This window comes from Pseudotabrizicola formosa, assembly GCF_002900965.1.
In the GTDB taxonomy this organism is placed as follows: domain Bacteria; phylum Pseudomonadota; class Alphaproteobacteria; order Rhodobacterales; family Rhodobacteraceae; genus Pseudotabrizicola; species Pseudotabrizicola formosa.
Map to the genome: position 1 here is coordinate 270,533 of NZ_PJOM01000002.1, position 14,231 is coordinate 284,763.

Genomic DNA, 14,231 nt, shown 5'->3' on the forward strand with positions numbered 1-14,231 from the left:
CAGATCAGAGTGGCGCAGGGCGTCCTAAGCATCCCCTAACGCCGAAAGAACTTTAACGACTATCCCCCGCCAACAGGGTCAGACCTGCGGTGGCGATCTGGGTGGCCGATGGCAGGGTGGCGGCATAGGCCGGGCCGGTGGCGATGAAACTGTCCTCCGCCGTCACCCGTGCCAGGGCAGGGTGTCCGGCCAGCAGGGTCATGACCGCCTCGGACAGGTTGCCTGACCTGCGGCATTCGTCGACCACAAGGATGTGCCTTGCCCCTTGCACCGCGCTCCGCAGGGCGGCTTCGGGCAGCGGAGCAAGCCATCTCAGGTCGATGATCTTGCACGACACGCCTTGCTCCATCAGGATCTTGCGGGCCTGATGCGACAGCATCACGCCATTGCCATAGGTCACGATGGCAAGCTCTGTGCTGTCGCCGTCCACCCCGACCTCGCCAAAAGACAGGCGCAGGTCGGGTGCCGGATAGGTCTGCATCCACAGCCCGTCACCGGGGGCATGCAGGTCGCGGGCGGGGTAAAGGGCGATCGGTTCGACAAACACCACCACGCGCTGCTCTTCGGCGGCAAGCCGGGCGCATTCGCGCAGCATCAGCACCGCTTCATCGCCGCGCGACGGGCAGGCGACGATCACCCCGGGAATGTCGCGCAGAACCGCCAGCGAGTTGTCATTGTGGAAATGCCCGCCAAAGCCCTTTTGATACCCCAGACCTGCAATCCGCAGCACCATCGGGTTGGTGAACTGGCCGTTGGAAAAGAACGGCAGGGTGGCGGCCTCGCCCCTGATCTGGTCTTCTGCATTGTGCAGATAAGCCAGGAACTGGATTTCAGGGATCGGCAGAAATCCATTCTGCCCCAGACCAATGGCAAGGCCCAGGATGGATTGCTCATCCAGCAGCGTGTCAATCACCCGCTGGCTGCCAAAGCGCGCCTGCAGCTTTTGCGTCACCCCGTAGACGCCGCCCTTGCGGCCCACGTCTTCGCCCATCAGCACGGTTTCCGGCCGGTCCAGCATCAGGTCGGTCAGCGCCCAGTTGATCAGGCGGCTCATCGGTTGCGGATCGGCCATGGCTTTGGCGTCATTTCCAAAGGCTTCGGCGCGGGCTTCGGGCGAGGGGCCGTTGCGCGGCACGCGCGGACGCGCGGGGGGCGTGATACTGGCCATCACCTGCGCCGCCGTTTGCAACCGGGGGCGCTGCACCGCCTGCGCCGCCCGCGCCGCGACCTCATCGGCGGCTGCCCGATACACGGCCAATGCCTCATCCGGGGCCATGACGCCCGCCTGATCCAGCAGGCGCACCGCGTGCAGCAGCGGATCATTGGCCTCATCCGCCTCGACCTCGGTGCGGGGCAGATAGGTGGTCGGCACATCGGCCCCGGCATGGCCGTAAAGCCGGACCGTGCGCAGATGCAGGATGGCGGGCTTTTTCGTGCGGCGAATGGTCTCTGCGACCGCTTTGGTAACGGCATAGGTCTCGTAGAGGTCCAGCCCGTCTGCCGCATGGTAGGCGAGGCCGGGACGGGCGCGCAGCACAGCCTCCACCCAACCGGACGGCGACTTGGTGGAAATGCCGATGCCATTGTCTTCACAGACAAACAGCAGTGGCATTGGCGCGCCCTGCCACGCCGCCCAACCGGCCGCGTTCAAAGCGCCTTGCGCTGTGGAGTGGTTCAGGGAGGCATCGCCAAAGCTGCACATCACCACCGAGTCCTGCGGCATGATCGCGTGGTCCGGTCGGTGCTGGCGCATCAGCCCCAGCGAATAGGCCGCACCCACCGCTTTGGGCAGATGGCTGGCGATGGTCGAGGTTTGCGGCGGGATCATCAGCGCCCGCGACCCCAGCACCTTGTGCCGCCCACCGGAAATCGGGTCATCGCTGGACGCGGCAAAGGACAGCAGCATGTCCCAGACCGGGTCTTGCCCCGCTACGGTCAGCGCGCGGGCAATCTGAAAGGCGGCGTCGCGGTAGTGCAGCAAGGCCATATCGCCCGGACGCAGTCCAAGGGCGACGGCGGCCATGCCTTCATGCCCCGATGAGCCGATGGTGTAGAACCCCTGGCCGGCCCGCTGCATCACCCGCGCCTGCCGGTCCAGCGCCCGGCTGAGGCAGGCGGCCCGAAACGCAAGCCGGGCCTGATCCGGAGACAGCGGCCCCTGCGGCGCCGGGCCCGTGGGCAGGTCGCCCGCCGCAACCCGCCGCAGGAAATTGTCGTGTACGATGTCGGCGCGGTCCATGCTTGTCCTGGCTATCGGCGTGTCACGCCCAAAGGCGCTGTGTGTAAGCGGGCAGGGTCAGAAAAACGCCTGCAACCCGGTGATGGCGCGACCCAGGATCAGGGCATGCACATCATGCGTGCCCTCATAGGTGTTCACCGTCTCAAGGTTCACCATGTGGCGCATGATCTGGTAGTCTTCCTGAATCCCATTGCCGCCATGCATGTCGCGCGCCATCCGCGCCGCCTCCAACGCCTTGCCACAATTGTTGCGCTTGATAATGGAAATCATCTCGGGCGCGGCATTGGCCTGATCCATCAGCCGGCCCACCTGCAGGCAGCCCTGCAGGCCCAGGCTGATTTCGGTCATCATATTGGCCAGCTTCAGCTGAAACAGCTGGGTCTGCGCCAGCGGCTTGCCAAATTGCTTGCGGTCCAGACCATAGCTGCGCGCGGCGTGCAGGCAGAACTCGGCCGAGCCCATCACCCCCCAGGCGATGCCATAGCGCGCCCGGTTGAGACAGCCGAACGGGCCTTTCAGCCCCTCAACCCCCGGCAACAGCGCATCTTCGCCGACTTCCACGTCCTTCATGACGATTTCGCCGGTGATGCTGGCCCGCAGCGACAGCTTGCCGCCGACCTTGGGCGCGGTCAGGCCCTTGGTGCCCTTGTCCAGCACAAAGCCCCTGATCTTGCCGCCATGCGCCTCGGACTTGGCCCAAACCACAAAGACATCGGCAATCGGCGCGTTCGAGATCCACATCTTGGCCCCGTTGAGCACGTAGCCATTGGCGGTTTTCTTCGCCACGGTCTTCATGCCTGCCGGGTCAGACCCGGCATCGGGTTCGGTCAGGCCAAAGCAGCCGATCCAGGCACCGCTGGCCAGTTTCGGCAGGTATTTCTGCCGCTGCGCCTCTGTGCCATAGGCGTAGATCGGATACATCACCAGGCTGGACTGCACGCTCATCATGCTGCGATAGCCGCTGTCCACCCGCTCCACTTCCCGGGCGACAAGGCCGTAGGCAACATAAGAGGCCCCCAGCCCGCCATATTCCTCGGGGACGGTGACGCCCAGCAGGCCCATCTCCCCCATTTCACGGAAGATCTCGGGGTCGGTCGTCTCTTCACGATAGGCCTTGATCACGCGCGGCTGCAGCTTTTCCTGCGCATAGGCGCGGGCGGCATCGCGCAGCATGCGCTCTTCCTCGGTCAGCTGATCATTCAGGCGGAAGGGATCTTCCCAGTCGAACCGGCCCAGGTCAGGGGCATCTTTGGCTTTCAGCTTTGGGGTATCAAGGCTCATGTCATCCTCCGGTTCGGATCAGTGTGGCACGGGTTGCGCATTGGCGAAAGGTATTGGATTTGTGCATGATCCGGGGGCTTGCTGCAACGTTCCAAAAGGCGCTGCGTCCGAACTCCCGGCGTAGGTCTGAAGGGTACAAATGCAGGTGAGTATGGCCCGCGCTTGCCTGTCTTATTGCGCAGACCAGCGCCCGATGCTATCGAAGCTTTGTCACTGGTTCATGAGGAAAACGCATGATAGGCCCGCGTCGCCTGTTGCCCTCCATGCCCTCTTTGCTTGCGTTGGAGGCAGTGGACCGGCTTGGCACCGCCTCGGCGGCGGCGGCAGAGCTGTCGCTGACCCAAGGCGCGGTCAGCCGGGCATTGCAGGGGCTGGAGGGGCAGCTGGGGGTGGCGCTGTTCATTCGGGAACGCCAGCGGCTGCGGCTGACCCCGGCGGCACAGGATTATGTGCGGCATGTGCGGGTGCATCTGACCGCGCTGTCACAGGCATCCTTGCGGTTGCGCGCCAATCCGGGCGGGGGGGGCTTGTCGCTGGCGATCCTGCCGGCGTTCGGGGTGCAATGGCTGGCCCCGCGCCTGCCGGATTTTGCACGGCGGCATGCCGGGGTGACGGTCAACCTGTCGACCCGGCTGCGCCCGTTCGATTTTGCCACCGAAGGGTTTGACGCCGCAATCCACTTCGGGCGGGCTGACTGGCCGGGGGCCGAGCATCTGCTGCTGTTCGACGAAGAGGTGATGCCGGTCTGTGCGTCTTCGGTGGTGGCTGAGCCTGTCGCGGCGGTCGAGGCGCTGCTTGCGCTGCCGCTGCTGCAGCTGGAAAGCCGCCCGGGGGCCTGGGGCCGCTATCTGGCGCAGCAGGGGGTGCCGGGGCAACGCCCCGTGGGGATGGTGTTCGACCAGTTCGCCACCATGACACAGGCGGCCATCCACGGCATGGGTGTCGCCCTGTTGCCACTGTTCCTGATCGGTGACGCGTTGCAGACGGGTGCGCTGGTCCCTGCCTGGACCGCACGTGGCCATGGTCTGGGCAGCTACTATCTGGTCTGGCCAAGGGATGTGCCCCCGCGTCCACCCTTGATTGCCTTCCGGGACTGGATTGCCGGCCAGATTGGCTGACCCTGTGCAGCTTTGCACAAAGACCGTGACGAAATCGGCCTTATCTGCAGATCCCCCCGGGCTAATATCACCTCCAAGCCCCGCGTCGGGGCAACAGGAGGGCACGATGACCACTATTCCCGGACTTCACCACGTCACCGCCATTTCCGGCGCACCGCAACCCAATGTCGATTTCTTTACCGGCACCCTTGGACAGAAGCTGGTGAAGAAAACGGTAAACTTCGATGATCCCGGCACCTACCATCTGTATTATGGGGATGCTGGCGGCAGCCCCGGCACGATCATGACCTTCTTTCCCTTTGCCGATTCCGGTCCGGGACGGGCGGGGCCGGGGATGGCCTCGGCCTATGCCTATGCCATCCCGCCGGCGCAATTCGACCGGATCACCGACGATCTGGCAGTGGCAGGCCATACCACGGCCGGGGCCGGCCTGCGCTTTGGCGAGCGGGTTGTGACCCTGCGTGACCCGGATGGTGCGCCGGTCGAGCTGATTGAAAGCGCGGATGCGGCCGATACCCATGGCTTTCACTCGGTCACGCTGTGGGAGCGTGACCCGGAGCGGACGCTGCGCCTGCTGACCGATGTGTTCGGCTATCAGCACAGCGGCACCGAGCAGGAAGGCCCCACCGAGCGCCACCGTCTGATCGTGCCGGGGGCCGAGCGCGGCCGGATCGTCGATGTGATCCGCGTCGCCGCGGCGCAACCCGGGCGGCAGGGGGCTGGCACCATCCACCATGTCGCCTTCCGCGCCCGCGACGATGCGGAACAGTTGGCTTGGATGGACCGGCTGGCAAGCGCCGGGCACCGCACCACCCCGGTGACCGACCGACAGTATTTCAATGCGATCTACTTCCGCGAACCGGGCGGCGTGCTGTTTGAAATCGCCACCGATCCGCCGGGCTTTGCCATTGATGAACCGGCAGACAGCCTGGGTCAGGCGTTGAAACTGCCTGCGCAATACGAACCGATGCGCGCCCGGATCGAACGCGTGCTGCCGCCGCTGCGGGTGCGCGCATGATTGCGCATCTTCCACCCGGTGCTGCCCATGGCGTGGTGATGCTGCACGGGCGCGGAGGAACGGCGGTTGATATCCTGTCGCTGCTGGATCACGCGGGCTTGCCGGGCGTGGCCGCGGTTGCGCCAGAGGCTGCGGGAAACAGCTGGTGGCCCAGCAGTTTTCTGGCCCCGGCCGCACAGATGGACCCCTTTGTGCAGCGCGGACTTGCCGAGGTGGCGGCAGGCGTGGCCAGCCTGGAACAGGCCGGCCTGGCCCGCAGCGCGATCTGGTTGTGCGGGTTCAGCCAGGGCGCGTGCCTTGCGCTGGAAGCCTTTGCCCGCGAAGGCGAGGGGCTGGCAGGGGCTTTTGCCTTTTCCGGCGGCTTGGTCGGGCTTGCCGATCAGGGCAATCCCGGCCCGGCGCTTTATGGCCACGCAGACAAACGGCTGGATTACACCGGGCAGCGGAGCGGGCAGGTCTGGATTTCAGTGCATCAGCGTGACCCGCATATCCCGCTGAAACGCGCCGAGGACAGTGCCGTTGCCCTGCGCCAGAGGGGTGCCACGGTGGATCTTCAGGTCTATCCCGGCGCGGGCCACGCCGTGATGCGCGAAGACATCACGGCCCTGCGCCGGCATCTGAACGGCTAGGAGAGGGGGCCCCTACGGCCCCCTTCACTTTGTCAGGATCAGCTTGCCCTGACGGGTGATGCGCAGCGAATACACCATGCCGTTCAGCAAGATACGCGCCTCGCGCCCGCCTTCGGTGAGCGCGGTGGCGTCATGCAGCGGAATAGCCTCGGCCAGCCGGGTCAGATCTGTCATCGCGTTCATGCGCGTCCCTCCAGCCGGTCAAGCATCGTGCCAAGCAGGTCATTGGGGACGAAACCGGCCAAGGATTGGCGCAGAAGTTCCGCCAGATCCGGCGCAACCGGAGCGGTTCGATCAGGCTGTGGTCTCATGTAGGGCTTCCTTCGGACAGGGAACAGCTGTGTGTTCATGGTCTTGGCTGGCCCGTCCGGACTGGCTGTGTGAATACCTTACAAAAATACTTTGTAATGTAAAGCCTCGTCCCGAAGATTTTTCACGACGGCTGTTGAACCAACGCGCAACCTGCTACATTTCAACCCGACATTGCGAAAAAGGATCGTGCCATGGCCGAGCGCAAACTGAAACTGTCGCCACTTGATCCGGTCTGGACCCGCGTCTGTGACGAGGCAGAGGCGGCGATCAAGGAGGATCCGTTGCTCGGCGGCCTGATCCATTCGTCCTTGCTGCATCACCCGACGATGGAACAGGCCCTTGCCTACCGGTTTTCGTTCAAACTTGCCTCGCCTGAAATGGGCGAGCAGATCCTGCGCGAGATTGCCGATCAGGCTTACCGCGATGATCCTGATCTGGGGGCCGTCGCGCGGGCCGATCTGATGGCGGTCTTCGACCGTGACCCGGCCTGCCATCGCTATCTGCAACCGATCCTGTTTTTCAAAGGCTATCAGGCGGTGCAGGCCTACCGCGTGGGCCATTGGCTCTGGACCCGTGGCCGCCGCGATCTGGCCTATTTCGTCCAGATGCGGGTCAGCGAAGTGTTCGGCGTCGACATTCACCCGGCTGCAAAGATCGGTCGCGGCATCATGATCGACCACGCCCATTCGATCGTGATCGGTGAAACCGCTGTTGTCGGCGACAATGTGTCGATGCTGCATTCGGTGACCTTGGGCGGAACCGGCAAGGAAGACGGCGACCGTCATCCCAAGATTGGCAATGGCGTGCTGATTGGCGCAGGTGCGAAGGTTCTGGGCAACATCTCGGTTGGAGATTGCTCACGCATCGCTGCGGGCTCGGTGGTGCTGCACGATATTCCGCGCAACAAGACGGTTGCGGGTGTTCCGGCCAAAATCGTCGGCGAAGCCGGCTGCTCGCAACCTGCCGTGTCGATGGATCATAATCTGACAGGCTGCCTCGACTGCGGCTGACTTTTGCGCGCATGAAAAAGCCCCCGGATGCAGCGGCATCCGGGGGCTTTTTAATGTCTCGACCATCAGGCCAGCATGGTCATCGGGTTTTCCAGCGCCTCGATGACCGCCTTCAGGAAAGCGGCCCCCAGCGCGCCATCGATCACCCGGTGATCGACGGACAGGGTCATCGACATGACTGTTGCCACACCGATGGTGCCATCCGCCTTGACCACCGGCTTTTTCACGCCTGCGCCGACCGCCAAAATCGACCCGTGCGGCGGGTTGATCACGGCGTCGAAATTGTCGATCCCCATCATCCCGAGGTTGGAAATCGCAAAGCTGCCGCCCTGATATTCATGCGGGGCCAGCTTCTTGGTTTTCGCCCGCCCGGCCAGATCCTTCATCTCGGCCGACAGGGCCGACAGTGACTTCTTGTCGGCATCGCGCAGAACGGGGGTGAAGAGCCCGCCCTCAATGGCCACAGCCACCGCCACATCCGAGGGTTTCAGCTTCAAGATGCGATCACCCGCCCAGACGGCGTTGCAATCCGGCACGGCTTGCAGCGCCTGCGCGCAGGCCTTGATGATGAAGTCATTGACGGACAACTTCACGCCGCGCGATTCCAGTGATTTGTTCAGGGTCGCGCGGAATTCCATCAATGCGTCCAGCTGCACTTCCCGGCGCAGATAGAAATGCGGGATGGTCTGCTTGGCCTCGGTCAGCCGGGCCGCGATGGTGCGGCGCATGCCGTCCAGTGCCACCTCGGTAAACTCCCGGTCGGCGTACATTTTCAGCACGGTGTCCGTGGACGGGCCGGTGGGCATTGCCGCCTTTGCCGGGGCCTGCGCAGCAGGGGCCGCCGCCGCCGCCGCCGCCGCCGCCGCTGGGGCAGGGGCCGCAGCCTTTGGCGCGGCCTGCGCGCCTTCGACATCGGCGCGCACGATGCGGCCATGCGGGCCAGAGCCCTGAACCGCGCTCAGGTCCAGACCCTTTTCCTTGGCGATCCGCCGCGCGAGCGGCGAGGCGAAGACTCGGGCGCCAGAGGCCGCGGAGGTGGCAGGGGCCGCCGCCGGTGCCGCAGCGGCAGGGGCCGCTGCCGGGGCAGCCTCGGCCGGTTTTGCCGCCGCCGGTGCCGCCACGGTGGCAGAGGCATCCTCCCCCTCTTCCAGCAGCACGGCGATGGCGGCGTTGACCTTTACCCCCGCCGTGCCTTCGGCCACCAAAAGCTTGCCGATGGTGCCCTCATCGGTCGCCTCGAACTCCATCGTGGCCTTGTCGGTTTCGATCTCGGCCAGGATCTGGCCGGATTTTACCACATCGCCCTCTTTCACCAGCCATTTGGCCAGCGTGCCTTCCTCCATCGTGGGGGACAGCGCGGGCATCAGAATTTCGGTTGCCATGGTGCGCCCTCCTTACCGGTAGCAGACAGATTTCGCCGCGGCAGCGATTTCTGCCGGGGTGATCAGCGCGAATTTTTCAAGGTTCGCGGCATAGGGCATCGGCACATCCTTGCCGGCGCAGGTGACGACGGGCGCATCCAGATAATCGAAGGCGCGCTGCATGATCGTCGATGCAAGATGGTCGCCGATCGACCCCACAGGGAAGCCTTCCTCAACCGTGATGCAGCGGTTGGTCTTTTGGACCGAGGCCAGCACCGTATCATAATCAATCGGGCGCAGGGTACGCAGGTTGATGATCTCGGCCTCGATCCCGTCCTTGGCGAGAGCTTCGGCGGCCAGCAGGGAATGCGCCACGCCGATGCCAAAGCTGACAATGGTCACATCCTTGCCCTCACGGATGATCGACGCCTTGCCGAACGGGACGGTGAAGTCTTCATCTGTCGGCACCTCGAAGCTGCGGCCGTACAGGATTTCATTCTCAAGGAAGATCACCGGGTTCGGATCACGGATCGCCGATTTCAGCAGGCCTTTGGCATCGGCTGCGGAATAGGGCATGCAGACGCGCAGGCCGGGAATGGCGGCATACCAGGCCGCATAGTCCTGCGAATGCTGCGCGCCCACGCGGGCAGCAGCTCCGTTCGGGCCGCGGAACACCATCGGGCTGCCCATCTGGCCGCCGGACATGTACAGCGTCTTGGCGGCAGAGTTGATGATATGGTCAATCGCCTGCATGGCGAAGTTGAAGGTCATGAACTCGACAATGGGCCTGAGGCCGCCCCAGCTGGCACCAACCGCGATGCCGGCAAAGCCATGTTCGGTGATCGGGGTGTCAACCACCCGCTTGGCACCGAATTCATCCAGCAATCCTTGAGAAATCTTGTAGGCGCCCTGATATTCGCCAACTTCTTCCCCCATCAGGAAGACATTGGGATCACGGCGCATTTCCTCGGCCATTGCTTCGCGTAGGGCTTCGCGGACGGTCATGGTCTTGGTCGGACCTTCGGGCAGATCGGTATGCGGCCAGCCCTTTGCCGCCGCGACTGGTGCAGGGGCAGGCGCTGCGGCCTGCGCGGGCACCGAAGCCGGGGCCTCCGCCGCCGGGGCGACAGAGTCTGCCACTTTTGGCGCGGGCGTCTCGCTCACGCTTTCACCCTCTTCGACCATGATGGCAATCGGCGTGTTCACTTTCACACCGGCCGTGCCTTCGGTGACCAGCAGCTTGCCGATGATCCCTTCGTCGGTGGCCTCGAATTCCATCGTGGCCTTGTCGGTTTCGATCTCGGCCAGAATCTGGCCGGATTTTACCGCGTCGCCTTCTTTCACCAGCCATTTGGCCAGCGTGCCTTCTTCCATCGTCGGGGAAAGCGCGGGCATCAATACTTCGGTTGCCATGTCGTGTTCCCCCTCAGGCGTAGATGTCGGTCCAGAGTTCCTCAACCGGAGGCTCTGGGCTGTCTTTGGCGAATTCGGCAGATTCGTTGACCTGCGCCTTGATCTCTTTGTCGATGGCTTTCAGGTCTTCGTCGCTGGCAAGGCCGCCCTGCAGCAGCAGGTCGCGCACATGTTCGATGGCATCTTTCTCAGAGCGCATCTTCTCCACCTCTTCGCGGGTGCGGTATTTGGCCGGGTCCGACATCGAATGGCCGCGGTAGCGATAGGTCATCATTTCAAGGATATAGGGCCCCTGACCCGCACGGCAGGCGGCAACCGCCTTTTCGCCGGCAGCCTTCACGGCCAGCACATCCATCCCGTCAACGGCCTCGCCCTTGATGCCATAAGCGGCCCCGCGTTCCCACAGGGACGGCGACTTGGTGGAGCGTTTGACAGAGGTGCCCATGGCATAACCGTTGTTTTCGATCACGAAAATCACCGGCAGGTTCCACAACTCGGCCATGTTGTAGGTCTCGTAGACCTGGCCCTGATTGGCCGCACCGTCACCGAAATAGGTGAAGGTCACATTGTCATTGCCAAGGTATTTGTCGGCGAAGGCCAGACCGGCCCCCAGCGGCACTTGCGCGCCGACGATGCCATGGCCGCCGTAGAAATGCTTCTCTTTCGAGAACATGTGCATCGAGCCGCCCTTGCCCTTGGAATAGCCGCCGATGCGCCCGGTCAGTTCGGCCATCACGCCCTTCGGGTCCATGCCGCAGGCCAGCATATGGCCGTGGTCGCGGTAGCTGGTAACGCGTTTGTCCCCCTCTTTGGCCGCAGCCTCCAGACCCACCACAACCGCCTCTTGCCCGATATACAGGTGGCAGAACCCACCGATCAGGCCCATGCCGTACAATTGGCCGGCCTTTTCCTCAAACCGGCGGATCAGCAGCATCTCGCGGTAGTATTTCAGCAACTCTTCCTTCGAGGCATTCGGCCTCTCGGCTGGTTTCTTGGCGGCCATATGCGGCACCCTCCCGTCAGTGGCTAAGATAGTTTAGTGTTAAACCATTCATAGCCTATCGGGTTTTGTTGGGCAAAACAAAAAACGCGCGCCGAAACGGCGCGCGGGGCAGGGCCTTGATGCCTGTCCGTCAGCGGATCACGATCTCATCGGCACGGACATAGCCCAGCACGTCGCGCACCTGTTCATCCAGCAGATCGACATCCAGATAACGGTCTGACAAACGCATGGTCAGGTTGCTGATCTCGGCCAGATCCTGATAGAGACGGTCGCGTTCCACCCGCAGCGTCTCGGCCTCGGCGCGGATCTGAACCTGACGGAACACCCCGTAATCGCCCTGCACGGCGGCAAAGGTGAAATAGGCCCCCAACATGAAGGCCATCAACAGATAAAGAATGCCGCCAATCGGCAGGCGGGTGCCCTGTGCCGTCATATCCTTGCCCCTTCAGACCGTGTTTTCCGGCCTTTCTGCAGACATGACACATCTGATTCGCAAAAGGAATCCCCCAAGAGGGAAATTCCGTTCACGTTTCACCCAGGCGCAGGCTCAGCCCGCGACCGAAGCCGCATGAATGCTGGAGATGGCATCGCCAAGAGCTGCGTCGAATTCGGCATCAGACTGCTGGGCCGACAGGCCTTCGGTCAGCGCCCGGCTGAAGCTGGCGATGATGCCACGGTTGCGTGCCAGAATGGCATTGGCACCCTCGCGGCTATGGCCACCCGACAGGGCGACAACCTTCAAGACGCGGGGATGATCGACCAAGGGGGCATAGAAATTGTCCACCGACGGCAGCGACAGTTTCAGCATCACCTTGCGATCTGCCGGCAGGGCGTTGAGGTGCTTGAGGATTTCATCCTGCAGCATCGCCTCGGCCTCAGGCTTGTCGGCGATGGAAATCGTCACCTCCGGCTCCAGAATAGGCATGAGACCCGCTGCCGCAACCTGATCGCCTACAGCAAACTGCTGGGCCACGATGGCAGCGATCCCCTTGGCATTGGCCGCGTGCACAACCGAGCGTTCCTTGGTGCCGAACACGCCAAGCCCCTTGGCGCGCGCCAGCAGCGCCTCCAGCCCCGGCATCGGCTTCATCAGCTGCACGCCATCGGCCTCGGCCTCCAGCCCCTTGTCGATCTTGAGAAACGGGACCACGCCGCGCTTGCTCCACAGGAATTCGGCCGTCGGGATACCGTCGATGTCGCGGTCCATGGTCTGCTCGAACAGGATGGTGCCCACCACCTTGTCACCGGTGAAGGCAGGCGATTTGATGATCCGCGACCGCATGGCATGGATCATGTCATACATTTCAGACTCGCCCGAATAGGCGTCTTCCGCCACCCCATAGAGCTTCAGGGCCTTGGGCGTTGACCCACCGGACTGGTCCAGCGCCGCGATAAACCCGTTCCCCTTGCTGATCTGGTCAGCAGCCTGCGCGAACATCATTTGAAACCCCTTGAAAACGCCTGAGATGTTGACCTTGGATAGCCATATGTGCGCCACCCTGCAATCATGGTGACGCTAACACGCCGTGCAATTTCGGGGCCTTGGTCGCCAACGGGGGCGATCTGCCCCAGCGGCGGCGGGATGCTGCCCGGCTCAGGCGGTCAGGGCCGCAACCCCGGGCAGGTCCTTGCCCTCCATCCATTCCAGAAACGCCCCGCCTGCGGTGGAGATGAAGGTGAAATCCTCCGCCGCCCCGGCCTGATTGAGCGCCGCGACCGTATCGCCCCCGCCTGCGACCGAGATCAGCTTGCCCTCTCGCGTCAACGCCGCCGCCGATTTTGCCGCCGCATTGGTGGCTGCATCAAAGGGTGTCAGCTCGAATGCGCCCAGCGGACCGTTCCAGATCAGGGTTTCCGACCCTTCGAACACCCTCACAATGGCCGCCACACTCATCGGTCCGGCATCCAGGATCATCGCATCGGCAGGGCAGGCATCCGCCGCCACCACGTCATGCTCGGCATTGGCCTTGAATGCGCGGGCCACCACCACATCGACGGGCAGGTGAATGGTGCAGCCCGCAGCCTTGGCCTTGCCAAGGATCTCGCGCGCGGTGTCGGCCATGTCGCGTTCGGCCAGCGACTTGCCAACCTCGAGTCCCTGCGCCACCAGAAAGGTGTTGGCCATGCCGCCGCCGATCACCAGATGATCGACCTTTGTCACCAAATTGCCCAGCAGATCCAGCTTGGTGGACACTTTGGCCCCGCCCACCACCGCCACCACCGGGCGTTTCGGCGTGCCAAGGGCGGCTTCCAGCGCCTTCAGCTCTGCCTCCATCAACCGGCCCGCGGCGGCTGGCAGCAGGCGCGCCAGCGCCTCGGTCGAGGCATGGGCGCGGTGGGCGGCGGAAAAAGCGTCATTCACAAAGATATCGCCCAAGGCAGCCAGCTCGGCGGCAAAGGCGGGATCATTCTTTTCTTCGCCGGGATGAAAGCGGGTGTTTTCCAGCAGCACCACGTCGCCCGGTTCGGCCGCGGCAATCGCCTGTGCCGCCATCGGGCCGGTGCTTTGCGCGCTGAATATCACCTTGCGACCAAGGCTGTCTTGCAGCGCATCCACGATCTGCGCCAGGCTCATCTCTGGCACGACCTTGCCCTTGGGGCGGTCAAAATGCGCCAGCAGAACCATCCGCCCGCCGCGTGCGATGATATCTTCGACGGTGGGGCGGATCTTGTCGATCCGGGTGGTGTCGGTCACACGACCGGCCTCCATCGGCACGTTGATGTCAACGCGCACCAGCACCGTCTTGCCGGCCAAGCCGATGTCGTCGAGTGTTTTCCAGCCCATGTCGGACCTCCCTGTCGAATTGTTGCCCCTTGTTTCCGCCGGAATGCCGCGCAGGTCAACCG

The 14,231-nt window shown here is 63.7% G+C and carries 14 protein-coding genes; 4 read left to right on the top strand and 10 right to left on the bottom strand.

Annotated elements, in window-relative coordinates:
* Positions 1-52: 52 nt before the first annotated feature.
* Both CXR43_RS05345 and CXR43_RS05350 read right to left on the bottom strand, forming a co-directional pair.
* Positions 53-2,239: a thiamine pyrophosphate-dependent enzyme gene (locus tag CXR43_RS05345; RefSeq protein ID WP_103333037.1), complete on the bottom strand. Its 2,187-nt coding sequence runs from the start codon at positions 2,237-2,239 to the stop codon at positions 53-55.
* 57 nt (positions 2,240-2,296) lie between these two features.
* Positions 2,297-3,520, bottom strand: coding sequence for an acyl-CoA dehydrogenase (locus CXR43_RS05350; protein WP_103333038.1), 1,224 nt, complete (start codon positions 3,518-3,520; stop codon positions 2,297-2,299).
* 233 nt (positions 3,521-3,753) lie between these two features.
* Between CXR43_RS05350 and CXR43_RS05355 the strand changes: the two genes are divergently transcribed.
* The 3 genes from CXR43_RS05355 to CXR43_RS05365 all read left to right on the top strand — a co-directional run bounded on the left by CXR43_RS05355 (position 3,754) and on the right by CXR43_RS05365 (position 6,285).
* Positions 3,754-4,638 (top strand): LysR family transcriptional regulator, encoded by an 885-nt coding sequence (locus CXR43_RS05355; protein WP_103333039.1) that lies wholly within the window; start codon positions 3,754-3,756, stop codon positions 4,636-4,638.
* Positions 4,639-4,744: 106 nt separating this feature from the next.
* Positions 4,745-5,656, top strand: a complete 912-nt coding sequence (locus tag CXR43_RS05360; protein ID WP_103333040.1) for a ring-cleaving dioxygenase — start codon at positions 4,745-4,747, stop codon at positions 5,654-5,656.
* Entirely contained in the window at positions 5,653-6,285 is a 633-nt protein-coding gene (locus CXR43_RS05365) for an alpha/beta hydrolase (RefSeq protein ID WP_103333041.1), read from the top strand. Before CXR43_RS05360 ends, CXR43_RS05365 begins: the two co-directional genes overlap by 4 nt.
* 24 nt (positions 6,286-6,309) lie before the next feature.
* Here the strand turns inward: CXR43_RS05365 and hemP are convergent, their stop codons facing one another.
* On the bottom strand, positions 6,310-6,468 hold the full coding sequence (gene hemP, locus CXR43_RS05370; protein WP_103333042.1) for a hemin uptake protein HemP: 159 nt from the start codon (positions 6,466-6,468) through the stop codon (positions 6,310-6,312).
* Positions 6,465-6,596 carry a hypothetical protein gene (locus CXR43_RS18160; protein WP_267134630.1) on the bottom strand — a complete coding sequence of 44 codons (132 nt, stop codon included), beginning with the start codon at positions 6,594-6,596 and terminating at the stop codon, positions 6,465-6,467. The genes hemP and CXR43_RS18160 overlap by 4 nt, the downstream gene beginning before the upstream one ends.
* 192 nt (positions 6,597-6,788) lie before the next feature.
* On the opposite strand from CXR43_RS18160, the gene cysE reads away from it, so the two are divergent.
* Entirely contained in the window at positions 6,789-7,607 is an 819-nt protein-coding gene (cysE, locus tag CXR43_RS05375; RefSeq protein ID WP_103333043.1) for a serine O-acetyltransferase, read from the top strand.
* 65 nt (positions 7,608-7,672) lie between these two features.
* Here cysE and CXR43_RS05380 read toward each other — a convergent pair whose 3' ends face one another.
* The 6 genes from CXR43_RS05380 to CXR43_RS05405 all read right to left on the bottom strand — a co-directional run bounded on the left by CXR43_RS05380 (position 7,673) and on the right by CXR43_RS05405 (position 14,169).
* Positions 7,673-8,989 carry a pyruvate dehydrogenase complex dihydrolipoamide acetyltransferase gene (locus CXR43_RS05380; protein ID WP_103333044.1) on the bottom strand — a complete coding sequence of 439 codons (1,317 nt, stop codon included), beginning with the start codon at positions 8,987-8,989 and terminating at the stop codon, positions 7,673-7,675.
* Between the two features lie 12 nt (positions 8,990-9,001).
* Positions 9,002-10,381, bottom strand: a complete 1,380-nt coding sequence (locus tag CXR43_RS05385) for a pyruvate dehydrogenase complex E1 component subunit beta (RefSeq protein ID WP_103333045.1) — start codon at positions 10,379-10,381, stop codon at positions 9,002-9,004.
* A 13-nt stretch (positions 10,382-10,394) separates the two neighbouring features.
* Entirely contained in the window at positions 10,395-11,384 is a 990-nt protein-coding gene (pdhA, locus tag CXR43_RS05390; protein ID WP_103333046.1) for a pyruvate dehydrogenase (acetyl-transferring) E1 component subunit alpha, read from the bottom strand.
* A 130-nt stretch (positions 11,385-11,514) separates the two neighbouring features.
* Positions 11,515-11,817, bottom strand: coding sequence for an FtsB family cell division protein (locus CXR43_RS05395; protein ID WP_103333047.1), 303 nt, complete (start codon positions 11,815-11,817; stop codon positions 11,515-11,517).
* 114 nt (positions 11,818-11,931) lie between these two features.
* A complete protein-coding gene (locus tag CXR43_RS05400; protein ID WP_103333048.1) occupies positions 11,932-12,825 on the bottom strand; it encodes a fructose bisphosphate aldolase in 894 nt (297 codons plus the stop codon).
* Between the two features lie 153 nt (positions 12,826-12,978).
* On the bottom strand, positions 12,979-14,169 hold the full coding sequence (locus CXR43_RS05405; RefSeq protein ID WP_103334036.1) for a phosphoglycerate kinase: 1,191 nt from the start codon (positions 14,167-14,169) through the stop codon (positions 12,979-12,981).
* Positions 14,170-14,231 lie beyond the last annotated feature (62 nt).

Excerpts from the sequence above, each read along its gene's own strand:
- CXR43_RS05345 (WP_103333037.1), bottom strand. The coding sequence starts at position 2,239 with ATGGACCGCGCCGACATCGTACACGACAATTTCCTGCGGCGGGTTGCG.
- CXR43_RS05350 (WP_103333038.1), bottom strand. The coding sequence starts at position 3,520 with ATGAGCCTTGATACCCCAAAGCTGAAAGCCAAAGATGCCCCTGACCTG.
- CXR43_RS05355 (WP_103333039.1), top strand. The coding sequence starts at position 3,754 with ATGATAGGCCCGCGTCGCCTGTTGCCCTCCATGCCCTCTTTGCTTGCG.
- CXR43_RS05360 (WP_103333040.1), top strand. The coding sequence starts at position 4,745 with ATGACCACTATTCCCGGACTTCACCACGTCACCGCCATTTCCGGCGCA.
- CXR43_RS05365 (WP_103333041.1), top strand. The coding sequence starts at position 5,653 with ATGATTGCGCATCTTCCACCCGGTGCTGCCCATGGCGTGGTGATGCTG.
- hemP (WP_103333042.1), bottom strand. The coding sequence starts at position 6,468 with ATGAACGCGATGACAGATCTGACCCGGCTGGCCGAGGCTATTCCGCTG.
- CXR43_RS18160 (WP_267134630.1), bottom strand. The coding sequence starts at position 6,596 with ATGAGACCACAGCCTGATCGAACCGCTCCGGTTGCGCCGGATCTGGCG.
- cysE (WP_103333043.1), top strand. The coding sequence starts at position 6,789 with ATGGCCGAGCGCAAACTGAAACTGTCGCCACTTGATCCGGTCTGGACC.
- CXR43_RS05380 (WP_103333044.1), bottom strand. The coding sequence starts at position 8,989 with ATGGCAACCGAAATTCTGATGCCCGCGCTGTCCCCCACGATGGAGGAA.
- CXR43_RS05385 (WP_103333045.1), bottom strand. The coding sequence starts at position 10,381 with ATGGCAACCGAAGTATTGATGCCCGCGCTTTCCCCGACGATGGAAGAA.
- pdhA (WP_103333046.1), bottom strand. The coding sequence starts at position 11,384 with ATGGCCGCCAAGAAACCAGCCGAGAGGCCGAATGCCTCGAAGGAAGAG.
- CXR43_RS05395 (WP_103333047.1), bottom strand. The coding sequence starts at position 11,817 with ATGACGGCACAGGGCACCCGCCTGCCGATTGGCGGCATTCTTTATCTG.
- CXR43_RS05400 (WP_103333048.1), bottom strand. The coding sequence starts at position 12,825 with ATGATGTTCGCGCAGGCTGCTGACCAGATCAGCAAGGGGAACGGGTTT.
- CXR43_RS05405 (WP_103334036.1), bottom strand. The coding sequence starts at position 14,169 with ATGGGCTGGAAAACACTCGACGACATCGGCTTGGCCGGCAAGACGGTG.